We start from the raw sequence: 25,163 nt of genomic DNA, 5'->3' as shown, positions 1-25,163 counted from the left end.
AAAATTGTGACAACGCTGTCATCTAGATACAAACAATACACACGTAATTACATCTTGGCTACATTTATTTTATATTTTTTGTACAAAACAGCGCTTAAATACAAAATAAATAATATACAGCTCATTAACACTATATAAACAAAGATTTTTTAATGTTGTGGTATTTCCTTTAATCACGTAGATATTACATAAAGTAACCATGACGTGTAAAGATGTAACCATGAGATAAATTGTAACTATAAATATAGTTGAGTATTTACACTATTCAAGAAGTAAATAAAAAACTTATAAATCAGAAGCTTAAAATAAATTTTAAATAAGGGGTTTCAAATTATGGAAGGAGGTGTCTGAAATTAATATAAAATAAATTACATTTATTATAAATAAAAACCATAATAAATGTAATTCAAAAAAGTTTTATTACTATGGTGCCCAATAAACTTGTACTTCTACATCAGTTTGATTTAAAACTGCGCGCAATGGCATATCTTCAACGTTACCGCTATGCTTTGCTTGTTTATAAACTGACAGTTTTTCTTCACCACTGATCAGTAACTTAATCACTTTTGATTGCTTAATACCATGAAGAGATAAAGACATTCTTTGTGTAATATCTCCTGTAACTTCACTTGGTATCGCTTCAATTGCACATACTAAGTTATTAGTAGATAGTGCATTTTCCAATCCTTGAGCATGTGGAAATAAAGAAGCTGTATGTCCATCCGGTCCCATTCCTAAAATTGTGATATCAAATGGTTGCTTTAATGCTTGAAAAGCATTTTCACATTCAGCTTGGCCTTCAAATGCCGACGACTGCGAATTTTTCATAGGTAAAAAGTTTGCCTTTTCAGCTTCGTTTTGTAGCAATGTTTGTTTTATAAAAGTTTCATTACTTTTATCATGGCTTGGCTCAACCCAACGCTCATCAACCATAACAACATCAACTTTTTCCCAAGCAAGTGGTAACTTTGATAAATGTTGGTATGCAGGTTTAGGCGATGAACCACCAGAAACACATATAACAGCGCGGTTATCTTTTGTGATACCAGCTACGATACGTTGCTCAATATCTAATGCTAATGCAGCTGTTAACTCTTCTTTAGAGTTAAAAAATTTTTCAGTGATATTCGACATTTATAAATCCTTGATACACTCGATGTTAATTAATAGCATTGTAACTATTTTTATTGGAAACATAGAAGTATTTAATTTTTATTAATGGGGGAATGAAATTCATCATTTGAAGTAAAACAGGAGCAATCAACTATTAAACCTGCTTTTATAATTATTAGAATCAAATAGTCGCCTAAAAATGAGTAAAGGGAGCCTGCGTTCCTCTCACAAAACCACAGGTCCCAATAGCTCCAGCGCTACCCGTTCAAGGTATTCTTTACGTATTAAATTCTTTTATTTTTAAAGTAACTAATTAAGCCATTTGTTGATGAGTCATGCTCAGCCACAACATCATTATCTTCTAATTCATTTTGAATTTTTGAAGCTAGGCCCTTACCTAATTCAACGCCCCACTGATCGAATGAACAGATTTGTAATAAGATCCCTTGGCAAAATATTTTATGCTCATATAAGGCAATCAATTTACCTAAATGTTTTGCATCAACCTGGTCTAATAAAATAGAGGTTGTTGGTCTATTACCTTTATGTACCTTGTGGTTAACTAAATTTTCAATCTCTTGCGCACTGTGGCCTTTAGCAGTTAGCTCATCTCTTACTTGTTCAGCAGATACACCTGTCATTAATGCTTCAGTTTGAGCAAAAAAGTTTGACATTAATATTTCGTGATGATTATTTACTTCGACTGTTGGCTTAATTGAACCAATAAAGTCAGCAGGAACAATTGTATTACCTTGATGTAAGTATTGGTAAAATGCATGCTGACCATTAATACCTGTCATGCCCCATAGAAGTGGTACAGTTGTGTAAGGTACCGCTTCACCAGAAAATGTAACAGATTTACCATTACTTTCCATTTCAGCTTGCTGTAAATAAGCTGGCAACATATGCATTGTTTGGTCGTAAGGTAATATTGCTTGGGCTTTTGCACCTAAAAATGTGGTATTCCAGATACTCAATAATGCCATTATCACAGGTACGTTTTCAGTTAATGGTGCATTTTTAAAATGTTCATCAACTTCAAAAGCACCTTCTAATAACTCTATAAAAGCATCAAAACCTAAATATAATGCAACTGGTAAGCCGATTGCTGACCACATTGAAAAGCGTCCGCCGACCCAGTCCCACATGGTAAATACATTATCGCTAGAAATACCAAATTCAGCTGTTTTTTCTAGGTTTGTACTGACAGCAACAAAATGTTTTGCAACTGCGGTGTCATCATTAGCTACAGATTTAAGCCAAGCTACAGCCGTTTTTGCATTAGCCATGGTTTCAGAAGTTGTAAATGTTTTAGAAGATACAACAAATAATGTAGATGCAGGGTTAAGTTGTTTTAATACTTTTGATATTTGAACGCCATCTGCATTAGAAATATAATGAATACGTAATGTTTCGTCAGCATAATTTTGCAATGCTTCAGTTGCCATTTGAGGTCCTAAGTTAGAACCACCTACACCGATACTAACAACATCAGTGATCACTCTTCCGGTATAGCCTTTCCACTCTCCGCTACGTACTTTATTTACAAAAGCATGCATTTTTGAAAGTTCGGCAGCAATAGTCTGAGATACATCTTCACCATTTACATAAATTGGTGCACAGCTTCGATTACGTAACGCAACATGTAATACAGCACGATTTTCAGTAAAGTTTATCTTTTCGCCTGCAAACATTTTATCACGCCATGCTGTTAGTTCAGTCTGCTGTGCTAATGATTGCAATGCGTTCATTTCATCAGTTGTGATCAGATTTTTAGAGTAATCGAACAATAAACCAGGCATTTGTATTGAAAATTTGTCAAAACGGCTGTTATCTTGAGAGAATAAGTCCTTTAAATGAGTACTTTTCATTTTTTCAGCTAATTCTTGTAAAGACTGCCAACTTGATAATTGAGAACGACAACTCATATATTATTTCTACCTGTTTAATTTTTCAAATTACGTGCAATCGGATATTTTAACAAAATATTCGACTAAGTGATAATCTGAATTAGGTTCACCCTGACCACGTTTATGATAACAATATGTTAAAATGACAACGCTGTCAATTGCAATTAATGAGAAATTGATACTAAATTGATTATTAATACAAAAATTAATATGCCATAGTTGCATACAATTTAAATAAACTAGGTAGAATGGCTTCTAATTACATTTTACTTTTCAAAAGCTAAAAGAATTCAGATGAAAGTTACAATAAATGATGTCGCCAAATTAGCCAGTGTTTCAATTAAAACTGTTTCTAGAGTTATTAATAATGAACCATCTGTTAGAAAAACAACTTTTGACAAAGTAATGGATGCGGTAAAAGAGCTCAATTACCAACCTAACCTCGCAGCTAGAAATCTAGCAGGTAGTAAATCATTTACGATAGGGTTAGTGTACGATAACCCTAATGCATATTACGTATTAGATATGCAAAATGGCATATTATCATGTTGTAAAAATGAAGGTTATGAATTACTTATTCACCCGTGTTCGTATGCTAATAAAGATATGGTTGAAGATTTAAAAACTATGATTAAGCGCGCTCGCATTTCAGGCTTAGTATTAACACCCCCATTATCTGAAATCCCTGAAGTAATTGATATGTTAGATGCTCAGAGCATTCATTATGTACGCATTTTATCAGGCCAAGAATCAGACCCTCAACAAACTGACTGTATTTATGTAAATGATCATAATGCAGCATTTGAAGTTTCAAATCATTTAATCAAACAAGGCCATAAACACATCGCTTTTTTATCTGGAGATAAAGAACATAAATCAACACATGAGCGACTAGCAGGCTATAAAGAGTCCCTTATCGCAAATAACATTGAAATTGATGAATCCATTATTTTAGAGGGTGAATATTCATTTTCATCTGGTGTTGAAAATGCAAAAGCCGTTATTAGCCTTAATAAAAATGTAACAGCAATTATTGCTTGTAATGATGAAATAGCCGCAGGTGCTTTGTTTGCAGCAAGGCTGATGGAAATTAAAATCCCAGAACAGCTTTCTATTTCAGGATTCGAAAACTCGCCGTTTTCACGTCAAACTTGGCCAAAATTGACAACTGCAAGCCAGTCAATTGAAACAATAGCTCAGCATGCTGCCAAACTGTTATTTTCAAAAACCCGTGGCCAAAGAAATCAAGATAAAGAAATCATTAAAACCTTTACACCTGAACTTGTGATCAGAGACAGTACTGGGCCCATCTCCTAGGCTAAATTTAGCCCTATCCCACACTAGTAAAGTGTGGGGCTCTTCTATGTTAACGCTGCAATAACGACAACTAATAAAAGCAATAATTGAGATAATAAGCTTACCGGTGAAAGTGCCCGCAATATTGAAAGGCTCCAAGAATGCTTAATATCTGGATATAGACTGCATCGCTTTAAATTCATTGCAAAAAACATTATCAACATTGAGAATAACGCCAAAATAAACGACAGTTCACTTTTTGCATCAAATGTCGGATCAAAAAAGAAAAAAAGCTGTATTGGTAATAAAAAACCAATAAATGCATGAAGTGAATGCACTAAATTTATTCTCTTGAATTTATTTACTTCACTTAACTCTTTAATGCCAAATTCAGTCTCCAATAACAGGGCTGTTTTTTTATGCCCTAGGTCAATTGCTAAACCATATGCGGTTAAATCATTATTATTTTTTAATTTAAAATCAATACTTTGATTTAAAAGAAAACGTATTGCGAGTTCGTTTTTATATTTGATCGCATAATGTAAAACATTATTTCCTTCATTATCAAGCTGAGCAATTAATTCAGGTGTGCTTAGTGCTTCTAAAACATCAAGAAATCCTTGCTGTACAGCCCACATTAGTGATGTTTTACCGCTCTCATCAGCAATTAAGCCTTTTGCACCTTGTTGTAAAAAACGTTTGCAAATGCTTTGTTTTGGAGAATCATGTTTAAGCTGCTGTAATAAAGCTTGATCTAATATTTCAGATTCAGATATATCACCTTTGAGTTTAACTAAAAAGTCAAACCTATCCTCTCCTTGCAATAGCTGTTCGGTCAATAAATTGATAACTTCAGGTTTATCAATCAAGTTAGATTCAAGGTAAGGCAATACTAAAGAATGGAGTTCTGAGTGCTCAAGTAAAGACATGACATCTGATGTTGATAGCTTTAAACCAGATTCCAGCAACATTTTTAAAACATTAAAAAACCGCTTTTGTTGCGCTAAATTAACTAGGCTTAATTTAGATTCAATTGACATTTGAGATGGGAAATCACAATAATTTGCCAGCCTTTGCAGTAACAGCGTTGTAATTGCTTCATCAGAATCAAGCTGCTGTTTTAGTTCATTAAATACAAACTCGATATATTCTTGTGATTTATCATCAAAATCACTGATATGCTGACAATATAAGTCTTCAAAAGGTTCTGCTGGTTTTTGCCATAAAATATAATATATTGGCGGTAAACTGATACTGCATACTTCTTGAGCATCTACAGATTCATTGCAATTTGGCCAAGCCTCTAATGCATCTAATATAAATGCACCATTTTGTTCTAATAACCCTCTTAAAAGTAGGATATATTCATTTGGCCACATTAAGACATTTTCTGTCTTCAACAGTTTACTCCAGTTAAATTAAGTTTTGTTTCACTAATAAGTAAGTGAATTTAGATATTACAAAGCAGTTAGTTTAACAGGGTTTTACCCTATTTGTACTAAATGCTATCATGGTATTTTTAAGAATAAGTGAAACAAAGTGGAAACTTGGAAAGTTATACTCATAATTGCAATTGTTTTTGGAGTTGTATGGAGCAATATTGCACTATTAAAATACTCAGCAAAATTTGAAATGAAGAGGTTAAATCAAGATCCGATAGAAAAAGCAAAAGCATCACTAAAAGAAAAAGAATCAACTGAAAACAACGATAATAAAGATAACACCGAAGCAAAAACTAAAAATCCTCACCAATAAAGGTCAGGATTTTAGTTTTAACTAACAGTTAGAGCTAAACTAACCAATGCGCCATTAAAGCAATCACAGGCAGTGTTACTAACGTACGTAGTAAAAATATTAAAAACAGTTCCCACAAACTTACAGGTATTTTACTTCCTAAAATTAGAGCACCAATCTCAGACATATATATAAGTTGCGTAACACTCATTGCAGCAATCACAAAACGTGTTAAGTCACTTTCAATTGAGTTTGCAGCTAAAATTGAAGGAATAAACATATCAGCAAAACCAACAACAATTGTTTGTGATGCTTGTTGTGCTTCAGGGATCTGTAATAATTCTAATAAAGGAATGAATGGCATACCTAACCATTGAAAAAATGGTGTATATTCAGCAATAATCAAGGCAAAAGTACCAATAGCCATCACTACAGGCAATACCGCAAACACCATATCGACCGCATTTTTAATGCCTTCAGTTAATGTGCCTTTTACGCCTTGAGATTTATACGCTTTTGTTAGCGCCACATGCAAGCCATGTTTAAATAATGTTTTCCCTTCAGGTAAAGCTTCTGATTCACCTTGTTTTAATGTGCCATCAATATATTCGTCTTTTTTGTTTCTCAGCGGCGGTAGCCTAGGAACAACAAGTGCAGCAACCACACCTGCTAAACATACTGTAAGATAAAAAGGTGCAAATAAATGCTCTAACTTTACCTGTCCAATTACAACTAAACTAAATGTAATTGATACTGCAGAAAAAGTAGTCCCAATAATAGCCGCTTCTTTTTGGGTATAAAACTTTTCTTCATATTGCTTTGAGGTCATCAATACGCCAACGCTACCATCACCTAACCAAGATGCAACACAGTTAACTGAGCTACGACCAGGTACTTTAAATAATGGGCGCATTACTTTAGTTAGCAAGGTACCGGCTAGTTCTAGCAAACCAAAATTGAGTAATAAAGGTAATAACAAGCCTGCTAATACAAATACTGAAAATAATACAGGCATTAAGTCATGTAAAACTAAAGTACCGGTATTTGCAGAGTGAACCGCTTCAGGTCCGACTTTAAAAAAGGTGATAAATACAAATACCATGCCCATCAAGCGGGTTGTAAGCCAAATAGGTGATACATCTAATAAATGACGTAAAAAATCACGTTTCATTATAAATTGCGGTTTAAATATTTTTGTAATTAAGCTCAAAAGTGCCGTCGTAGATATGACAGCCAATACTATGTGTGTAATATAAGTACTGGTGACGTTTTGAATTTCTTTTGCTAACAATGCGATGGGGATAGTAAAAGCGTCACCCGTTTGAACGGGAGTCATAAATAAAAACACCCCGATTAATGAAGGTACAATAAAAGTCAAAATTGTACGCCAATGATATAACATCTGATTATCGATTCGTTGTGAATTCATAAATAAACCTATACTGCATCAATTTCATTAATTAAATTTTACATTACAAAATAATTTAATTAATGAAATTGCTTAATAAACTAATACATAAAAGAGCGCAATAAGCGCTCTTTTATGTACTTCTTAAATATTAATATTATGTCTAAATTTAAATATTAATACCTTTTTTTCGTAATACTTTAACCAAGGCTTGCTGTAGGTCATTCATAGTACCAGGTTCCAAAGTTTCACCTTCTTCATCCATCCAAGTTATGCTTGTACCACCTGAGTTATTTTTATTTAATAACATCTGATATTGACCTGATTCTAGTGGTAATTCAGCAATTTCATCACCCCAAATAGAATCCCAAACACTTGAATCTGGTTTTTCATAAGTGGCAGTGATCAAACCTTTTTCATCATCTAGTTCATTGATCGTGAAATTTAATTTTTCAATGAATGAAGAAAAACGCTCAAAAATAGCTTCATAGCTTTGCTCTGTTACCAAAGCAGCATTACCTTGATTATCAAAACCCATTTCCAAAGAAACGATGCCTTGTTGTTTATGCATTTCAACCGTCAATTGACGATATTTAAAATCAAATTGGCTTACAAACGCATTTAATGCGCCCGCTTCAAGTTGTTGGCGTAAAATAGGCGTTAAAGTTTCATCTTTACTTTGAAAGTCAAGTAGTTCAGTTTTCATTGAAGCTGTTCTTTGATGCTCTTTTTGCTCAATGGTAAACTTGAATTTTTGTTTACTGACTTCTTTTTCTTCTTCCCAAAACCAAACGTCTTCTACTTTATGAATTGAATACCAATCAGTAGATAATTCACCTTTTGCTTCATTATTATCTGTTGCAGTTACTTTGTTTTCATCAAGTAACTCATTTAAGGCTATCCACATAAAGCCTTTTAAATCGTCAATACCATCTGATTTATCAAAAAATATACGTGTTTGCTTATCACCTTCTTCAACCCAACTACCACTTGCTACGTTTAAAACTTGCGCTGGCGGTTTTACCATATCGCTTGGCATCGCCTTACTATATTGCGCAGGCGTCATCACATATTCAGGGTCTTGATATGGCTTTTGAAGATCCGCGGGCACTTTAATTTGCTCTGATACACGGTAGTTTTTTTCATCATGCGCATTATTTATAAAAACACTACAACCTGATAATGCTGTGATAACACCCAATACCAAACTTTTACGGATCCAATACTGCACTTATTATTCTCCTTAGTATGCCTAATTTATTTCTATTATGAGTAGGCTATACCCTATTTGGTTCAAAATATGATTTAAAAATATTATCTCATTTTATGAATTGGTCATAATACGAGTTGATTGCTTGAAAATCATTCAGTTATTACTTGAAAGCAATTAAAAATATGAAATTAGAGCCTATATTACTTTCCTAAGCCACTAAAAACAAGAATGCAGAGTGTTTCTATTTTTGATGTGGTAAACTTCGCCCCCAACGTAGGGGGACATGGATAAATAAATGCCAGGATTTTCAAATCAACAGCTTGTTTTAACCGCAATCGGGGATGATCGTACCGGGATTGTTGCTGAGTTAACACAGTTAGTGAGTGAATGTAGCTGTAACATTATTGATAGCCGTATTGCAATTTTAGGTAACGAATTCTCGATTATCATGCTTTTATCAGGGGATATGTCAGCGATCAGTCGTATTGAGCATACGATTCCGGTAAAGAGTATGGAAATGGGTTTACTTACCATGATGAAGCGAACCACTAATAGAACTGGCTGTGACTTTTGTGCAGGCTATACACTTGAATATAAAGGTATTGATACTGAAGGTACCTTAAGTAAGGTAACCTCATTTCTTGCTGAAGATAATATTGATATTTGCTCATTGAAATCTGATACTTATGAGCAAGACAATCAACTTCATATGTGTTCTACCTTAGAAATCAATGTAGAAGTTGAGACTTCCTTAGATAGTTTCAAACTGAAGTTTGAGCGTTTGTGTACTGAGCTCAACCTTGAATCTATACTGCGACGAATACGCTAATTTTAAAAATACTAGGATATAGATATGAATACATTAGTTGCTGGCGATAAAGCCCCTCTATTTTCTTTACAAAATCAAGATGGTCAGACTGTTGTGCTTTCTGAATTATTAAAAGAAAACCAAGTATTAGTTTACTTTTACCCTAAAGCTATGACACCTGGCTGCATTATTCAAGCTGAGAATCTACGCGACCAAAAAGCAACCTTAGCTAAGCTCAATACAGTTTCTGTAGGTATAAGTCCTGATCCTGTAAAAAAACTAAAAAACTTTGAAACTAAAAAAGAATTAAACTTCACATTATTATCTGATGAAGATCATGCGATAGCTGATGAATTTGGTGTTTGGGGTTTAAAGAAATTTATGGGTAAGGAATATGATGGCATTCATAGATTAAGTTTTTTAGTTGCGCAAGATGGTACAATTAAACATGTATTTAATAAATTCAAAACTAAAGAACATCATCAAGTTGTGATTGATTTTTTAACTGACAATACTTAGTTTTCAAATTCGATTAAAAGGGCGATTTAAAACATAGCCCTTTTTTTACGCTTATTTTAACCTGTCACTTCATCTTTTTGAGCTTCTTCTGTTGTCCATGCATTTAATAAAGCACGTACTAATGATGCTAATGGAATTGCAAAAAACACGCCCCAAAAACCCCATAAGCCACCAAAAAACAATACCGCAACTATGATATAAACAGGATTTAAATCGACAGCTTCAGAGAATAATAAAGGCACTAATACATTGCCATCTAATGCTTGAATTACCCCGTAAGCGATTAATAAATACCAAAACTCCGGCGCTAATCCAAATTGAAATAATGCAACCGCAGCGACTGGAATTGTCACAAGTGCTGCACCAACAAAAGGTATTAATACCGATAAACCTACTAATACACCTAGCAGTGCTGCATATCTTAAATCAAAAATTGCAAAAGCGATAAATGAAGCCCCACCAATTATCACAATTTCAATAACCTTGCCACGGATATAGTTCATGATTTGTTGATTCATTTCATGCCATACTTGGCTTATTAAACGTCTTTGTTTTGGTAAAAAGGTTTCAATACCTGAAGTGAGCTCATTTTTATCCTTTAGCATAAAAAATACCAGTAGTGGAACAAGTATCAAATATATCATCCAAGCAACAACGTCTTTTAATGATGTTAAAGAAAAAGAGAGAATTTGCTGACCAAACTCTAATACTTTGTTTTCAACATTAGATACTATCCCTTGAATTTGTTGTGCATTGATTAATTCTGGATAACGATCAGGTAAATGCATTAAAAATGATTTTCCCTGCTCTAACATAGAAGGCGCTTCTTGCAATAAATTTGCAGATTGTTGCCAAAGCACAGGCACCATAGTCAAAAATGAGGCCACCATGACACCTGCAAATAACAACATGACACTCGTACAAGCTGTTAATCTAGCTAATCCTAAATTCTGTAACTTTAAAACTGGCCATTCCAATAAATAAGCTATTACCAAAGCAACAAGTACAGGTATGATCAAAGAGCCAACAAAATACAAGGATGCGACTAATGCAATTAATAAAAGAAACAATGTAACTGAATGGGGATCTGAAAACTTACGTTCGTACCAAGATTTTAAAAATTCTAACACTTAATTATTCCCTTTTATTAAACTCACTATAAGTTCATTATTATCCGCGAGACTTACTATCTGATAACTGTATTGATGAGACTTCAAATATCGTTCAATATCTTTAATATCCGATTCGACCGAAATTGAATATTCAATCACCCTCGAATTGTTATTTTGTTCTATATCGATCATAGCTAGTTTTAATTGATACTTAAATTGAACAAATAATTGGGGGCACTGATATTGTGTTAAATCAAATTTAGCCATTAAAACGACGACTTTATATAAAGATTTAAGAATAATAACGGCAAAGTAAAATAAATGGAATCTAATCTATTGTCTAACTGAATGGATCCGCTAACTTAAGGGACTTTAGGTGTACCAAAACCACACAATGCATTATGCTTATATAAGATAAGGAATAGGTATAATTTAATGACATCCCAAAATGATAAAGCACAGTTACCAAGCAATCCTACGTTAAAGGACATAAACTGGTATAAAAAACAATTAAACTGGGGTGAGTTACCGCCCTTCTATCATTTAGTTGCTTCCTCATTGGGTGAATCAGAAGGTATTTTATCCCACGGTTTTGATACAGCAATAAAACGTATAATAGATAAACGAAACTGGAATCTTGATCTACTCGGTGGCTCTATAAGCAATTCTGATGGTGTCATTTGTGAAAACAAACCAAGACTTGCACTGTACCAAGTTTTTACTGACCGAGGGTTTGAGTTACAAGCTTTTCCTTTAGCAAAAAATGTAGAAATAAATCAATATGTTAAAGGAAATAAGCTTATGGAATTCATGGTGTGGGACCCTCATTCAATGAGACTCATTCTAAGAATTAACCAGTTACATAAATATATACAGTTTTATTTTCAAAGAGGCGACGAAGCTGATAAAGCATTAATAATCCATGCACATAAAGTTGTACATAGAATAATAGATTTTTTAAAACAAGAATTGAACATTATTAAGATCAACGGAGTCTCAATTAAAAAGTATTATGATATATGTGAGAATGAAACCTCGCTTGATCAAGATGAACTTATGCTTGCGCAATTAATGATGAATGAGCAAGCAAACAAGGAATAAAATGAATAAGAAAAAAAAACTGTCACAATTAGTTCTCGGTGCATTGTTATTATCTTCTCCCGTATTAGCACAGTCAAATTTTAAACTGCCTGATTTAGGCACATCCGCATTACAAGTATTGCCGTTAGAAAAAGAAAAAGCGATTGGCGAAATCATGATGATGAAAATAAAAAGTTCATCTCCTGTGATCCAAGACCCTTTATTAGATGAGTACCTGACAAGCATAGGTAACCGCTTAGTTGCCCATGCTGATGATATTCGTTTTCCATTCGAATTTTTTTGGATTAAAAATAACGAAATAAATGCATTTGCCTTTTATGGTGGTCATGTTGGTGTTCATGCCGGTTTGATTGCAAAATCAGATAATGAAAGTCAATTTGCTTCAGTATTGGGTCATGAAATCGCGCACGTAACACAAAGGCATTTAGCGCGCCGATTACAAAAACAGCAAGATAATTCAGGCTTAACATTAGCAGGTATGGTTGCAGGTATATTAACAACCATAGTTAACCCGGAAGCAGGTATGGCAATCATATCGGCCAATCAAACCCAAAGCATGTTAAGTCAAATGACACATAGTCGTGGCGCTGAGCAAGAAGCAGATCGCATCGGTATGACGATATTAAATAATTCAGGATTTGATCCTCGTGCATCAAGTGAGTTTTTAGCCAAGTTATCCGCGCAATTAAGATTCAAGCAAAAGCCACCGGTCTTTTTATTATCACATCCATTACCAGATAGCCGTGTATCTGATATCCGTTTAAGAGCACAGCAATACCCTGAAAAATTTATAGATTCTAATCTTGATTTTTTGTTAGCTAAAAGCCGAATTAAAGCCCGCTTTACCACTACATCAGAAAAAGCAGAGCAACTATTTAGAAATGATATTAAAAAGCATCAGTTTTCTGATAGAACTGCAGCTAAATACGGTTTAGCTTTAACACTGATAGATCAAAAAAAGCTTGATGAAGCACAAGAGATTTTAACCAAATTACTAAAAACAGATCCTGCTAACCTTTTTTATTTAGACAGTAAAACAGATTTATTAATCGCGCAAAAAAATACCCAAGCAGCTTTAACATTATTAAAAGAGCATTATCAATTAAAACCTAATAACCAAGTCATTACCTTAAACTATGCCAATGCCGCCATCGAAGCTAAAGACTACCCATTAGCTGAACGATTATTAAGATACTTTTTACTAGATAAGCCAGATCATCCATTAGGTAAAGATTTAATGGCGCAAACCTATAAGATGCAAAAAAAACAATCTGCCTATCACGAAATTCGTGCCAGCATTATGATCGATCATGGCGCTTACCAGCAGGCATCAGATGAGATTCAAAAGGCATTAAACTTTATTGAAAAAACAGACGATATTAAACGCCAAAGACTCAAAGCATTATTAAAACAATACCGTCAAATGCAAAAAGAACTCGCTAAATTATAAACATTCAGTTTTAGCGATTAAAAACCTGATGAGGTATTTTGTTTCATCAGGTAAGTTTCCAATATAGCAATCTTATGTCGTTTGGGTATAAAATAGCGCTTTAATTTTTTGTCATTAAAATGCTTATTTTCATGACAAAAAGTTTCAACTAAAAATTTGCGCTATTTTTTATTTAGGATCTAAAATGACAATTCAAATTTATCACAACCCAAGATGTTCTAAGTCTCGCCAAACTTTGGCCTTATTAGAAGAAAATAACGTAACACCTGAAATTGTAGAGTATTTAAAAACAGCGCCTGATTCACAAGAAATCACATCACTTATTAAAAAGCTTGGTTTTGATTCTGCTCGCCAATTAATGCGTACCAAAGAAGACTTATATAAAGCACTCAACCTTAAAGCGCAAAATGATGAATCAGCATTAATTAACGCTATGGCTGAAAATCCAAAGCTCATTGAGCGACCTATTGTTGTAAATGGTGATAAAGCAGCTATCGGCCGTCCACCAGAAAGTGTATTAGACATTATTTAATGTCCTACATACTGGTACTTTATCATTCAAGCCATGGCTCAGTAAAAAGCATGGCGCATGAGATCTGTGACGCTATTTCTAGTAATAATATGGAAGTAAAGTTACGCACTTTCATCAAACAATCTGAATCAGATATTGTGGTAACACAAGATGATTTATTGCATTGTCAAGCACTTGCTTTTGGCAGTCCTACTCGGTTTGGTATGATGGCCTCTCAAGCTAAATCATTTTGGGAAACAACCAGTGAACTCTGGTTAAAAGGTCGCTTAATAGACAAGCCTGCTAGTGTTTTTACATCAAGTAGTAGCATGCATGGTGGGAATGAAAGTACGTTATTGACGCTATCTTTACCCTTACTGCACCATGGTATGATGTTACTAGGCGTACCTTATGACATTCCTGAATTATCAAGTACACAAAGTGGCGGTACACCTTATGGTGCCAGTCATGTTTCAGGTCTTGGTAATAGTACAGAACTGAGTTCTCATGAAATAAAAATATGCCATTCTGTAGGACATCGACTGGCTAAAATTACGCAACAATTGAATAAGTGACATGATCAAAAAACAAGATAAAACAAAGACCTTTCAACGCCTAGCTATTTTTGGTTACGTCGGTTTATTAATATTAATGCCATTATGGCTATTTTACTTAGCAAAGCCTGAAGGCTACAGCAATGGCTTTATATTTATGATTTATATCCTTCCTTTATTACTGCCATTAAAAGGCATTATTCAGGATAACCTTTATACTTATGCGTGGGCTAATTTCATTGTAATGATTTATTTCCTACATTCTTTAACCATGCTTTATGTCTCTTTAGATATTTATGTTGTTTTAGAATTAATATTTGCCACCAGCATGTTTATTGGCTGTACTTATTATTCAAAACACCGAGGCCAAGAGTTAGGTTTAAGAATTAGAAAGCTAAAAGAAGAATTAGCAGAAGAAAAAGCAGCCCATGAACATGATAAACCAGAATAAGATTTTTATTTTTAAATAAATAGACAAAGCCGGTTTAAAACTGGCTTTATTTTTTACACCAACTTATAAGGAAATTGATTAATAGTGTCTTCATTTGAATTAAAAAAAATACTTGGCAATCTTTTAATGCCTTTACCCTTGTTGTTCATATTAATTTCATTTGGTTTATTGTTATTGGCACTGAGACAAAAGAAATTGGGGTTATTGTTTTTCATTCCAAGTATGAGTATTTTGTTTTTACTCAGTATGCCAATTGTCACTCAAAAGTTAATCAATTCCACGGAAATCAAATACAACGTTTTTAATACTAATAAACATAAAAAGTTACACTATATTTTAGTCTTAGGCTGCCAAATTAAACCAAATAAATACCGCCCTGCTAATTCACAACTGGGTGCATGCTCTCTTTCACGTTTAGTTGAAGGCTTAAGAATTGCAAGAAAGTACCCTCAGGCAAAGTTGATTGTATCTGGTTACGGTTATGATGGCACAACCAGTAGTGAACTCATGAAAAAGACCGCTTATAGTTTAGGTTTACACCATACAAGGATTTTAACTAACCCTAAAGCCAAAGATACAGCACAAGAAGCGAAGTTATTAGCTTACCGCCTTGTTGATGCTAAAGTTGCTCTAGTGACCTCTGCAGCACATATGAGCCGTTCAATAAATTTATTTAACCAACAAGGTATAGATGTCATTGCTGCGCCAACAGACTTCTACGCGCTTAATGAACAGCCCTTATGGCGTCAGTTTGTACCCAGTCCTGAAGCTTTATTAGCAATTACCGCACATCAACATGAACTTTTAGGCACTTTATGGATTAAGCTACTTAGGCTCTACGATCCTGAATCCATTTAAATTAGACTTTAAAATTTATAATAAAATGCTCACAAGTAAAATAGTGAGCATTTTTTTGATACTTTTGCTTAGAATTTAAACGGGATTATCTATATCTACAAAAATCACTTCGAGTTTATGCTCTGCTGCTAAATGTTCACCTAACGCCTTTACACCATACCTTTCAGTGGCATGATGCCCTGCTGCAAAAAAATCAATATTTTGTTCTCTAGAGCTATGAATTGTTTGCTCTGATGCTTCACCCGTTAAATAGGCATCAATTCCTTGCTCAGCAGCCAAATCAATATACCCTTGCCCACCACCGGTACACCAAGCGATAGTTTTAATTTTCTCATCTCTGACAATTGAAGTAACAGGCTCTCTATTTAATACAGTTGCAATTTTTTGTGCAAACTCACTGCCGGTCAAAGGCGTATTTAAAATACCTTTTACGGGAATGCTTTTAGCACTGCCTAATTCAAGTCCTGCTTCATAAGTAATATCTAACAACTTTGCCAATTGTGCATTATTACCTAAAGTCGGATGAATATCTAAAGGCAAGTGATATGCAATCAAATTTATGTCGTGTTTTATCAAGGCTTCTATACGTTTTTTCTTCATACCAACAATTTGTTGGCTTTCACCTTTCCAAAAAAAGCCATGATGTACTAAAATAGCATCAGCCTTATGATTAATTGCAGCATCAATTAAAGCTTGTGACGCAGTAACACCAGTCACAATTTTTGTAATGTTATCTTTGCCTTCAATCTGCAAACCATTAGGAGAAAAATCCTTAATTGTATGTGGTTCTAGCAAATTGTTTAGATGTGACATTAAATCGGAACGTTTCATAATTTTTCAATATTTTCTTAAAATTTGTAAAATTGTCCCGTTTAGTTGAGCAAAAAGAAAGAAAAACCTGAAAAAATTGATAATTCTTTCAAAAGTCGGTATAAAAGCCGCTGCAACAAATTTAACAAAAAAATTAGGAATAATAATGAGCAAACTTGATAAAGCACAAGTTTTAGAAGATTTTGACAAAGCATATCAAGCAGCAAACGGCAAACAACCTGAAGTTGTTGCTAAAGCAGGATGGTACAGTGTAGATGGTGGCAAAAACATGCGCCTAGCTGATCTTGCCGCTTTAACTGAAGAACTTTCATCTGGTACTGCACCTGCAGCTCCTGAGAAAGCTGCTAAGCCTGCTAAAAAGGCTGCCGCTAAACCTGCTAAAAAAGCTGCTGTTAAAACAGTAGAAACTAAAGATAAAGGCATGGTTATCGTTAAGAATAACGAAGACGGTTATACAGCTGAAGAATTCTGGATTGTATACCTAGCAGAAAAAGAGCACGACTGTCGTTTACCACAAGGTATCGTTTAGTCTATTCAATTTAAAATTGAGTAACAAAAAGGCTGCAATTTAATTGCAGCCTTTTTTGTATTTTTCGACTAGTCCTCAATAAAAATAAGGGCTAAATTAATAACCCTATTTATATTTATACCATTTCCGTTAATTAACTGGTCACTCAGCGGGAATTCAAAGCGCTTTAGGTAAGGCATTGATTGTAGACAATGGTTATCCCCTTATCAAAATCAATAACGCAGCATAAAGCACTTTGAAACCCGCCTAAAAGGAGCTTCTGAGGATTTACACTTCGTTGTTATGCCAGCTCGAAAGGGAATCACCATTAATTCACTGACATGCCTAGAATTGTAAAACCTCATAAGCTCTGAGTGGTCACTTAATTATCGGAATTGGTATTATCTACTACTTCTCAAAGTACATCAGTTCTCTTTTCTTCTTACCCATTTCTTGCATTGTTGCAGCATCAAATAAACGGCCGTTTATCATTGTATAATCTACACGATCTGTCACACGGATATTTTCTAATGGATTACCATCAATGACCATAAGATCAGCCAGTTTACCGACTTCTAATGAACCGATGTTTTTATCTAGCCCTAAGTAGCGGGCAGGATCAAGGGTTGATGCGCGTATCGTTTCAAGGCCTGTCATGCCGCCTTGATCAAACATCCACATTTCCCAATGGGCAGCTAAGCCTTCACGTTGACCATGTGCACCTAAGTTTACAATAACACCTTCATCCTGAAGCTCTGCAGCAACACGTGCATTACTAAAGTGATTATAATGATGCTCAGGTGCTTTTGGACGTCTCATAGAGCGCGGTAGCAGCTGATTTTTTGGTACAAACTGAGATAGTCGAGGGTGATCCCAAACATCTGTTTTATCATACCAGTAATTTTCCCCCCAAATACCACCATAACCAACAACAAGTGTTGGCGTATAACCTACATCACTTTGGCCCCACATTTGTTTAATATCATTGTAGATATTCGCAACTGGAATAGAATGCTCTACACCAGTATGACCATCAGCAACCATAGATAAATTATGCTGTAATAATGAACCACCTTCAGGTACAACCATCATACCCAGTTCACGCCCTGCTTGGATAATTTGCTGACGTTGTTCGCGGCGAGGTTGGTTATAAGACTTAACACTAAAAGCACCTACTTTTTGTAAACGCTCTAAATGAAATTTAGCATCATCTAATGAATCAACATGTGATGTATAGCCAGGACCATTTGCGCCATACAAAATTGTACCGGTAGAGAAAATACGCGGACCAACAATCTTGCCTGCTTTTTGCATTTCACTGGCAGCAAAAATTTCAGTTGTATCGTTTGATGGATCGTGAATTGTTGTTACACCCAGAGCCAAACCAGCAAAGTTCTTCCAGTTTTGTTGAGGAACAATTTCATCTGACGCTTGAGAACCATGGGCATGGGCATCTACGATACCTGGCATAATTGTTTTACCAGATACATCAACTACTTTTGCGCCTTTAGGGATAGCAACTTCAGCAGCAGTTCCAACTGCTTTAATGTGTTTGCCATCTGTTAGTAATACACCATTCTCTATCACTTTATCGCCATTCATAGTGATAATACGTGCGCCAGTTAACGCTATCATGCCCTGGGGAGCATGCATGGTTTGTTTAAAACCAATGTTTTCACCACTTTTAACTTTAAAATCATTGTCTGATTTTTTAATATCAAAAATATCAGCTAAGTCACTATGATAAAGTTCAGGACCTAAAGACCAATATAATTTATCACTGTTAGTACTCCAGCTAATATTTTCACCAGCACGCTCTGATAATTGCTCAATTGGGAATTGCGACGCTTTAGGGCCAATATTAATAGTTTTACCGTTTTCAACTAATGGTGTTACAAATACTTTAAAACGCTCTGCAAACGCTAAATATTCACCATCTGGCGATACTCTAAATTCAGTCGCGAGTTTTGATTCATAAAGCTTACTTACCTTCTTAGAATCAAGCTCAACCATTAATAAGCTAGGTTTTGGCCAGCTATCTAATAAATATACTTTATTTGCATCTTTACCGAATTGAGGTTGCGCACCCTTTTTAGTAATAAACTCTGATTCTCCACCTTTAGACGATACAGAATAAATACCCGGTTTTAATGACCATTCAGGGTTTAATATTGAACCGCCACGTGCTTTGCGGTATACCACAGTTTTGCCATTAGGGCTAAATACGGGTTCAACATATTTACCAGGAGCCTTTACAACAGTTTTGCCTTTACCATTACGAGCAGATACAACACGAATTGTGCCTTGGTCGTTATCATCCCAAGTTGTGTATGCTATTTTTTTACCATCACGAGAAAACGTTGGGAAAAATTCAAAGTGAGAGCTTTGTTTCGTTAAACGTTTTACTTTTCCTGACTTTAAATCACGTTTATAAATGTGACCCATAGCTTCAAATAAAGCTGTTTTGCCATTTGGCGAAATTTGCACGTTACGTAGCATTTTCACATCAAATTCAGGTGTATCTAAATCTTGTGTAAAGCGTAATGCTTTTTGTAATTTTTTGCTGGTCTGAACTTTAAAAGGCACTTCTGATACTGATTTATCAGACACATCTAGTTTATGGATTTTACCAGCAGCCCAAAATACAAGTTCATCACTATCTGGTGTCCAAGCAATATTGGTATATACACCATGAATAGCCCATGTTTCTTGCATATCACGTTCTAACTTGTCATAAACTTGCGTATGTTTACCTGACTCTAAATCATATAAATATAGGCTAGTTTGGAAGTCATCACGTTTGATATAAGCTAATGTTTTACCATCTGGCGAAGGTGTAGGACGAATTGCGCCACCCATGCCTGAAATAATTGTTTCTATTTCGCCGGTTTTGCGATCATAACGTTTAATTTTGTAGATACCAGCAGTTGAATCTTTTGAGTAATGGAATGTTTTACCTGCTGTGCTGTCCTGTGAAAAATACACATATTTACCATCTGGAGAAAATGCTGGTTCACCTAAATCTTTTTGATCATTTGGACGTTTAGTTAACTGCATACCTTTACCACCTGCTTTGTGGTAAATCCATACTTCACCCGCACCTAAAGAACGCGTATCAGTAAAATGCTTACGAGCAACAAGAAAATCGCCATCAGGACTCCATGCAGGGCTATTTAATAAACGGAATGTCTCATTGGTTACCGCTTTTGCATTTTTACCATCAAGATCCATCACCCAAATGTTATCACCACCACCTTGATCTGACGTAAAGGCAATATGCTTGCCGTCAGGGCTAAATTTAGGCTGCATTTGCCATGCAATATCAGTGGTTAATAATGTCGCTTTTTGATCTTCTTTGCCATTTAATGGCATAGAATAAATATCACCTAACAAATCAAATACAATTGTTTTACCATCTGGACTCACATCCACATTCATCCAAGTACCTTGATCTACTGATATCTTAGCGTCAAAGAATTCACCTTGAGGCGCATCAACATTCCAACTTGGTTTCTCGTCTTTTTTATCATTTTTACTTGCATATGCTTGGCCACTTAACGCCAAAGATATCGACAGCGCGACGGCTGTTTTAATGGTGTTTTTCATTTTAAAAACTCGTTGTTTGTGTGTGTTTTATTTTTCTCATTTTGATTTGAACACCAATAACAGAGAATTTCTATCAATATCGTTGAATCAACTAAAATCAACGATAGATTAGTCAATTATCACAGGCAGGATTTAATGCATTTTTAAAGAGAATTTAAACTTTGAGGGATTAAGAAAGTAGAGATTTTACTTGTTGATAACGACTACGACTCACAGGGACTTCATTATTATCTTGCATTAATAATTGATAACTCGCTCCTGATCCAATTTTAAGCGCTACCACTTTATTAATATCAACAATATAAGAGCGATGAACACGAATAAATTGATTTGGTAACAACATAGCTAATTTATCTATCGCTTTGTCATGTAAGGCTATGCCAGTAGAATTCGTATGTAATTGCGTATAATGACCATCCGCCTTAATAAAGTTAATATCAGCTATTTTAATAAAAGATAAACCATCATGTTTTCTTATTGCCAGTTGTTTTAGTTCGTTACTGGCATGGCCATTTTTATCAGTAAAGCGCATTAACGCGGCCTCTAATCTTTCTTTTTGAAAAGGTTTGCCTACAAAATCAAGTACGCCATATTCAAATGCGGTGATAGCTTGCTCACTATATGCAGATACAATAATCGTATGAAAACTTTTAGCTGAAATATCTTTCAATAAATCCAAGCCATTTTCACCATGTAAGTTTAAATCTAACATCAATAAATCTATGCTCTGCTGTGTTAAATATTCATTGGCATCTTCAATATCATCAAACCATTTAATCATTGGTTTTTCAGCTTCAAGTATTTCCCCTATTTGTCTCTTTAAACGCTGTGCGATAATAGGTTCATCTTCAACAATGACAATATGCATTAACCTTCCTCACCTAATTCAATATTTTTTATCAAAGGGAATCTAATGTTTGTTTGCCAGGTATCATTTTTTGCAGCTGATTCGAAACGCCAATTATGATTAAAACTCTCGGTTAATCTAGTTTTAATATAATCCTCTCCTATACCTGTGCCTTGATGATTTTTATTTCTAAATGGTGTGATGATTTTTATTTTAACTAAGTTACATATACTTATTTTAATATCAAAACAGTCATCATTTTTTATTCGGTTATGTGAAAACACATTTTCAATGAGTGTATGAATAATCGCTGGTGGAATAAAAAAATCATTGTCTGTCACCTCAATATTGAGCTGTATTTGTTTTTGATATCTATATTGCATTATTTTAAAGTGCTTTTGACACAATGCCATCTCTGTGGACCAAGGCACTAACTTTTTCTGAGACATAGTATTTAATAAACGAAATTCATCAGCTAAAGCATCTATAAATTTAACAGCCAATTTGGGCTCAGTTTCAACCCATTCAACAATTAAAGTTAAGCTATTCATTAAAAAGTGAGGCTGTAGGTTTCGTCTCAACATTTGCGTTTCTAATCTTAATGATTGCATCGCCTTTGACCTTTCATGAGCAAACTGCACCATCAAACTATATAAATTAGCTAAAGCGATAAAAGAAAATAAAGCCGCAAACCATTTATCTATAAATGAAAAAGGTAAAATCACCATTAATATAAAGCCGGCAATTAATATACCCAAATGCACGAATGAACTTGGTTGCTTTTTTCTATAAGCTTGTAGATTAATTAATAAAGAGATAGCTAGAGCCAAAACAAAAATTGATAAACTTTTAATATCGTAACTAGTTGAAAATACTACCAAAGCAATAAAACTAAGTAACGTAAAACTAAACCAAATCGCTTTTCTTTTTACTTGATAATAAAACAGGTAATAAGCAATCAAAGTCATAGCTGTTAATAATACATTTAAAATAATAATTCTAAGTCTTACAATATGAAAGTCCCAAGGATAGTTCCAAAAATACTTTATGACTTCTAAACCAATTAAAGTCCCTGAAAAAAAACATAAACAACCAAAAATGATAAAAGCAGGCCTTTTTTCATATAAAAAATATACTAATGCAAAAAATACAGCTAATAAAAACATGGCACCGCCAAGCATTAAAGGGATTATTTTTTGTTGGAAATTGATAGCTTTGATACCATTATTGGATGTTAAAAACATGCCATAGTAAATCGCATGCATATCTTCTAAATGACTATATGTAGACAGTTCAATGCTCAATAAGTGTTGACCTTGTGATAATTCATATTGAGATAAAGGCACGGTCAGTTCTATAAGGCCAACTTGCTCTGAATTTAAGTCAATTCCAGGTATTCCTTTATCAGCAATATATTTACCATCCCAATAAAAAGTGGCAGAACCTAAAAATATAGCGCGTAACACTGTATATCGAGGGACATGTTTTTGACTAATATTTACGGGTATGCGAATACAGTAATGTTGGTATTCGCTAATGTGAGATAAATTAAGCTGCGGCCAATCACTATCATCTAGATGTTTATCGTGACAATTTTTAATCGTGCCATTTAAAACGCGCGCGCCCTCACCTAACACCTGAAAGTACTCTGATGCTTGTACTTTAGATTCTTGCGTTTTGATTTCTTGGGCTATGGCTTTTGTACTTAATAGCAAAAATACAAAAGTAATTAATAAGTGATATGTTTTCATTTTTCTATTGTAACTACTTTATACCAAAGATAAATGCATTTGGTGATACACCAGTGTCATTGGTGAAATTGTAAATAAAAGCATGTTTTTTAACATTACACTTGACTCAAAATTAACAAACAGAGTCTTTATTATGAAATTACTTTCTCACGTTTTATTACCTATTACTTTACTTGTATCAGCCCAACTAAGTGCCAATTCAGAAGCACTATCACCTTATGAATATACAGGTTATAAACAACAAAAGGTAAGTGCCCAAATTGGGTCTTTTAAAGTACCTGAAAATAGAAACAATCCAAATTCAAGAGAACTTACTTTAACTTATGTAAAATTTCCAACAACCAGTAAAACACCCGGTAAACCCATTGTATATTTATCCGGTGGCCCAGGAGGTTCGGCTACAGGTACAGCTAAACGCTCACGGTTTGAACTTTTTAATAAATTACGCGGGGCTTCGGATGTCATTTTATTTGATCAACGTGGTACTGGATTATCAAATGATTTAAAAAGCTGTAAGGCGACCTCTTTTGATTTAAAAATACCCTCAGACGAAAAAGTACTCATGGCACAAACGATATCTGATGTTAAAAAATGTGTCACTCAATGGCAAAATCAAAATATAGATTTAAATGGATACAATACAAAACAAAATGCTGCTGACTTAGTTGATTTAGCCAAAGCACTCAATACAGATAAGATTAACCTTTGGGGCATAAGCTATGGTTCACATTTGGCTTTTACAGCCGCTAAATATCATCCAGAGATAATAAATCAAATGGTATTAGCATCATTAGAGGGGTTAAATCATACAATTAAGCAACCAGCACGAGTACAAGCTTTAATAGAAAAAGTATCTTTGATGTTAAAAACAAACCCAGACACTAAAGGTAGATACCCTAATTTTATCGGTGATTTAACTGATGTATTAAATAATTTAGAAGTCTCACCACAAGTTGTTAATACCCAAGACTTTAGAACTAAAAAACCATTGGTGGTAGGGATTGGTAAAATTGATATGCAATTTGCCTTAAGTTTTATATTTTTAATGGACCCACAATATTTAATGCAATTACCACGTATCGTTACTGATATGAAAAACAATCAGTTTGGAGAAATCGCTTCATATATTGCTTATATAAAAGGTATGTCAGCAGAACATACGCCTATGAGCCTAGCAATGGATGCCGCTTCTGGTATTTCTAAAAAACGGTGGTCAAGAGTTCAAGAACAAGCTAAAACAGCTTTAGTTGGCAGAACCACAAACTTCCCATTTCCAGATATTAACGCTGTATTGCCTGTAACTGACTTAGGAAATGAATTTAGAGAAGAGCTTCATTCTAATATTTCAACATTATTTGTATCAGGTACTTTAGATGGCAGAACACTATATCAAAGCCAAGTTGAATTAGCGGCAAACTTTACTAATGCCAATATGATCACTGTTGAAGGTGGTGGCCATAATGTATTTATGACTCACCCAGACATACAAGAAAGAGTTTTAGAATTCTTTAATGGTCACGAAGTTAAATCACATACGATAACTTTAGATCCAATTAAATTTCAATAAATAGAACATTAAAAT

General features: G+C 34.4%; 23 protein-coding genes. 12 read left to right on the top strand and 11 right to left on the bottom strand.

All coding sequences use genetic code 11. The annotated features are described in order from the left end of the window. Positions 1 to 423 precede the first annotated feature (423 nt). Together pgl and pgi are read right to left on the bottom strand one after the other, a co-directional pair. A complete protein-coding gene (gene pgl, locus KO527_RS06425; protein WP_216039517.1) occupies positions 424 to 1,134 on the bottom strand; it encodes a 6-phosphogluconolactonase in 711 nt (236 codons plus the stop codon). A 263-nt stretch (positions 1,135 to 1,397) separates the two neighbouring features. Then, complete coding sequence (gene pgi / locus KO527_RS06420) at positions 1,398 to 3,041, bottom strand: glucose-6-phosphate isomerase (RefSeq protein WP_216039516.1); 1,644 nt, start codon at positions 3,039 to 3,041, stop codon at positions 1,398 to 1,400. A gap of 276 nt (positions 3,042 to 3,317) precedes the next feature. Here pgi and KO527_RS06415 point away from each other — a divergent pair, with 276 nt between their 5' ends. Further along, positions 3,318 to 4,340, top strand: coding sequence for a LacI family DNA-binding transcriptional regulator (locus tag KO527_RS06415; protein ID WP_216039515.1), 1,023 nt, complete (start codon positions 3,318 to 3,320; stop codon positions 4,338 to 4,340). Positions 4,341 to 4,384: 44 nt separating this feature from the next. On the opposite strand, the gene KO527_RS06410 is transcribed toward KO527_RS06415, so the two are convergent. Then, on the bottom strand, positions 4,385 to 5,719 hold the full coding sequence (locus tag KO527_RS06410; protein ID WP_216039514.1) for an ankyrin repeat domain-containing protein: 1,335 nt from the start codon (positions 5,717 to 5,719) through the stop codon (positions 4,385 to 4,387). A 139-nt stretch (positions 5,720 to 5,858) separates the two neighbouring features. On the opposite strand from KO527_RS06410, the gene KO527_RS06405 reads away from it, so the two are divergent. After that, on the top strand, positions 5,859 to 6,074 hold the full coding sequence (locus tag KO527_RS06405; protein ID WP_216039513.1) for a DUF2897 family protein: 216 nt from the start codon (positions 5,859 to 5,861) through the stop codon (positions 6,072 to 6,074). A 34-nt stretch (positions 6,075 to 6,108) separates the two neighbouring features. Here the strand turns inward: KO527_RS06405 and KO527_RS06400 are convergent, their stop codons facing one another. Then, positions 6,109 to 7,482: a YjiH family protein gene (locus KO527_RS06400; protein WP_252733474.1), complete on the bottom strand. Its 1,374-nt coding sequence runs from the start codon at positions 7,480 to 7,482 to the stop codon at positions 6,109 to 6,111. 148 nt (positions 7,483 to 7,630) lie between these two features. Beyond that, entirely contained in the window at positions 7,631 to 8,692 is a 1,062-nt protein-coding gene (bamC, locus tag KO527_RS06395) for an outer membrane protein assembly factor BamC (protein WP_216039512.1), read from the bottom strand. Positions 8,693 to 8,969: 277 nt separating this feature from the next. On the opposite strand from bamC, the gene KO527_RS06390 reads away from it, so the two are divergent. Together KO527_RS06390 and bcp are read left to right on the top strand one after the other, a co-directional pair. After that, on the top strand, positions 8,970 to 9,503 hold the full coding sequence (locus KO527_RS06390; protein WP_042144923.1) for an ACT domain-containing protein: 534 nt from the start codon (positions 8,970 to 8,972) through the stop codon (positions 9,501 to 9,503). A gap of 24 nt (positions 9,504 to 9,527) precedes the next feature. Next, positions 9,528 to 10,001, top strand: a complete 474-nt coding sequence (bcp, locus tag KO527_RS06385; protein WP_216039511.1) for a thioredoxin-dependent thiol peroxidase — start codon at positions 9,528 to 9,530, stop codon at positions 9,999 to 10,001. 56 nt (positions 10,002 to 10,057) lie between these two features. On the opposite strand, the gene KO527_RS06380 is transcribed toward bcp, so the two are convergent. Both KO527_RS06380 and KO527_RS06375 read right to left on the bottom strand, forming a co-directional pair. After that, the gene (locus tag KO527_RS06380) at positions 10,058 to 11,131 is read right to left on the bottom strand and encodes an AI-2E family transporter (RefSeq protein WP_216039510.1); all 1,074 of its coding nucleotides are present in this window, start codon (positions 11,129 to 11,131) and stop codon (positions 10,058 to 10,060) included. Then, complete coding sequence (locus KO527_RS06375) at positions 11,132 to 11,380, bottom strand: hypothetical protein (protein ID WP_216039509.1); 249 nt, start codon at positions 11,378 to 11,380, stop codon at positions 11,132 to 11,134. A gap of 168 nt (positions 11,381 to 11,548) precedes the next feature. Between KO527_RS06375 and KO527_RS06370 the strand changes: the two genes are divergently transcribed. The 6 genes from KO527_RS06370 to KO527_RS06345 all read left to right on the top strand — a co-directional run bounded on the left by KO527_RS06370 (position 11,549) and on the right by KO527_RS06345 (position 16,038). Continuing rightward, positions 11,549 to 12,214 carry a hypothetical protein gene (locus KO527_RS06370; protein ID WP_216039508.1) on the top strand — a complete coding sequence of 222 codons (666 nt, stop codon included), beginning with the start codon at positions 11,549 to 11,551 and terminating at the stop codon, positions 12,212 to 12,214. A 1-nt stretch (position 12,215) separates the two neighbouring features. Beyond that, positions 12,216 to 13,664 (top strand): M48 family metalloprotease, encoded by a 1,449-nt coding sequence (locus KO527_RS06365; protein WP_216039507.1) that lies wholly within the window; start codon positions 12,216 to 12,218, stop codon positions 13,662 to 13,664. 184 nt (positions 13,665 to 13,848) lie between these two features. After that, positions 13,849 to 14,196 carry an arsenate reductase (glutaredoxin) gene (arsC, locus tag KO527_RS06360; RefSeq protein ID WP_216039506.1) on the top strand — a complete coding sequence of 116 codons (348 nt, stop codon included), beginning with the start codon at positions 13,849 to 13,851 and terminating at the stop codon, positions 14,194 to 14,196. Further along, positions 14,196 to 14,750: an NAD(P)H:quinone oxidoreductase gene (gene wrbA, locus KO527_RS06355; protein WP_216039505.1), complete on the top strand. Its 555-nt coding sequence runs from the start codon at positions 14,196 to 14,198 to the stop codon at positions 14,748 to 14,750. The genes arsC and wrbA overlap by 1 nt, the downstream gene beginning before the upstream one ends. Position 14,751: 1 nt before the next feature. After that, positions 14,752 to 15,180, top strand: a complete 429-nt coding sequence (locus KO527_RS06350; protein WP_042144907.1) for a DUF2069 domain-containing protein — start codon at positions 14,752 to 14,754, stop codon at positions 15,178 to 15,180. Between the two features lie 84 nt (positions 15,181 to 15,264). After that, a complete protein-coding gene (locus KO527_RS06345; RefSeq protein WP_354668606.1) occupies positions 15,265 to 16,038 on the top strand; it encodes an ElyC/SanA/YdcF family protein in 774 nt (257 codons plus the stop codon). A gap of 75 nt (positions 16,039 to 16,113) precedes the next feature. On the opposite strand, the gene KO527_RS06340 is transcribed toward KO527_RS06345, so the two are convergent. After that, complete coding sequence (locus KO527_RS06340) at positions 16,114 to 16,869, bottom strand: Nif3-like dinuclear metal center hexameric protein (protein WP_216039504.1); 756 nt, start codon at positions 16,867 to 16,869, stop codon at positions 16,114 to 16,116. A 145-nt stretch (positions 16,870 to 17,014) separates the two neighbouring features. Here KO527_RS06340 and KO527_RS06335 point away from each other — a divergent pair, with 145 nt between their 5' ends. Then, positions 17,015 to 17,398 carry a hypothetical protein gene (locus KO527_RS06335; protein ID WP_042144903.1) on the top strand — a complete coding sequence of 128 codons (384 nt, stop codon included), beginning with the start codon at positions 17,015 to 17,017 and terminating at the stop codon, positions 17,396 to 17,398. Positions 17,399 to 17,785: 387 nt separating this feature from the next. On the opposite strand, the gene KO527_RS06330 is transcribed toward KO527_RS06335, so the two are convergent. From KO527_RS06330 to KO527_RS06320, 3 genes are all read right to left on the bottom strand, one after another. Beyond that, positions 17,786 to 20,983: an amidohydrolase family protein gene (locus KO527_RS06330; protein WP_216039503.1), complete on the bottom strand. Its 3,198-nt coding sequence runs from the start codon at positions 20,981 to 20,983 to the stop codon at positions 17,786 to 17,788. Positions 20,984 to 21,152: 169 nt separating this feature from the next. Next, on the bottom strand, positions 21,153 to 21,851 hold the full coding sequence (locus tag KO527_RS06325) for a LytTR family DNA-binding domain-containing protein (RefSeq protein WP_216039502.1): 699 nt from the start codon (positions 21,849 to 21,851) through the stop codon (positions 21,153 to 21,155). After that, the gene (locus KO527_RS06320; protein WP_216039501.1) at positions 21,851 to 23,581 is read right to left on the bottom strand and encodes a sensor histidine kinase; all 1,731 of its coding nucleotides are present in this window, start codon (positions 23,579 to 23,581) and stop codon (positions 21,851 to 21,853) included. Before KO527_RS06320 ends, KO527_RS06325 begins: the two co-directional genes overlap by 1 nt. A 133-nt stretch (positions 23,582 to 23,714) precedes the next feature. Between KO527_RS06320 and KO527_RS06315 the strand changes: the two genes are divergently transcribed. Beyond that, positions 23,715 to 25,148 (top strand): alpha/beta hydrolase, encoded by a 1,434-nt coding sequence (locus tag KO527_RS06315; protein ID WP_216039500.1) that lies wholly within the window; start codon positions 23,715 to 23,717, stop codon positions 25,146 to 25,148. Positions 25,149 to 25,163 lie beyond the last annotated feature (15 nt).

The organism is Pseudoalteromonas sp. C2R02 (assembly GCF_018860845.1).
Classification (GTDB): Bacteria; Pseudomonadota; Gammaproteobacteria; order Enterobacterales; family Alteromonadaceae; genus Pseudoalteromonas.
Note: the sequence above shows the minus strand (reverse complement) of the source record. Positions and strands in the feature narration are given on the sequence as shown.

What these genes read in the sequence shown, in the direction of transcription:
- pgl (WP_216039517.1), bottom strand. Translation starts at nt 1,134, where the DNA reads ATGTCGAATATCACTGAAAAATTTTTTAACTCTAAAGAAGAGTTAACA.
- pgi (WP_216039516.1), bottom strand. Translation starts at nt 3,041, where the DNA reads ATGAGTTGTCGTTCTCAATTATCAAGTTGGCAGTCTTTACAAGAATTA.
- KO527_RS06415 (WP_216039515.1), top strand. Translation starts at nt 3,318, where the DNA reads ATGAAAGTTACAATAAATGATGTCGCCAAATTAGCCAGTGTTTCAATT.
- KO527_RS06400 (WP_252733474.1), bottom strand. Translation starts at nt 7,482, where the DNA reads ATGAATTCACAACGAATCGATAATCAGATGTTATATCATTGGCGTACA.
- KO527_RS06390 (WP_042144923.1), top strand. Translation starts at nt 8,970, where the DNA reads ATGCCAGGATTTTCAAATCAACAGCTTGTTTTAACCGCAATCGGGGAT.
- bcp (WP_216039511.1), top strand. Translation starts at nt 9,528, where the DNA reads ATGAATACATTAGTTGCTGGCGATAAAGCCCCTCTATTTTCTTTACAA.
- KO527_RS06375 (WP_216039509.1), bottom strand. Translation starts at nt 11,380, where the DNA reads ATGGCTAAATTTGATTTAACACAATATCAGTGCCCCCAATTATTTGTT.
- KO527_RS06370 (WP_216039508.1), top strand. Translation starts at nt 11,549, where the DNA reads ATGACATCCCAAAATGATAAAGCACAGTTACCAAGCAATCCTACGTTA.
- KO527_RS06365 (WP_216039507.1), top strand. Translation starts at nt 12,216, where the DNA reads ATGAATAAGAAAAAAAAACTGTCACAATTAGTTCTCGGTGCATTGTTA.
- arsC (WP_216039506.1), top strand. Translation starts at nt 13,849, where the DNA reads ATGACAATTCAAATTTATCACAACCCAAGATGTTCTAAGTCTCGCCAA.
- wrbA (WP_216039505.1), top strand. Translation starts at nt 14,196, where the DNA reads ATGTCCTACATACTGGTACTTTATCATTCAAGCCATGGCTCAGTAAAA.
- KO527_RS06350 (WP_042144907.1), top strand. Translation starts at nt 14,752, where the DNA reads ATGATCAAAAAACAAGATAAAACAAAGACCTTTCAACGCCTAGCTATT.
- KO527_RS06340 (WP_216039504.1), bottom strand. Translation starts at nt 16,869, where the DNA reads ATGAAACGTTCCGATTTAATGTCACATCTAAACAATTTGCTAGAACCA.
- KO527_RS06335 (WP_042144903.1), top strand. Translation starts at nt 17,015, where the DNA reads ATGAGCAAACTTGATAAAGCACAAGTTTTAGAAGATTTTGACAAAGCA.
- KO527_RS06330 (WP_216039503.1), bottom strand. Translation starts at nt 20,983, where the DNA reads ATGAAAAACACCATTAAAACAGCCGTCGCGCTGTCGATATCTTTGGCG.
- KO527_RS06325 (WP_216039502.1), bottom strand. Translation starts at nt 21,851, where the DNA reads ATGCATATTGTCATTGTTGAAGATGAACCTATTATCGCACAGCGTTTA.
- KO527_RS06320 (WP_216039501.1), bottom strand. Translation starts at nt 23,581, where the DNA reads ATGAAAACATATCACTTATTAATTACTTTTGTATTTTTGCTATTAAGT.
- KO527_RS06315 (WP_216039500.1), top strand. Translation starts at nt 23,715, where the DNA reads ATGAAATTACTTTCTCACGTTTTATTACCTATTACTTTACTTGTATCA.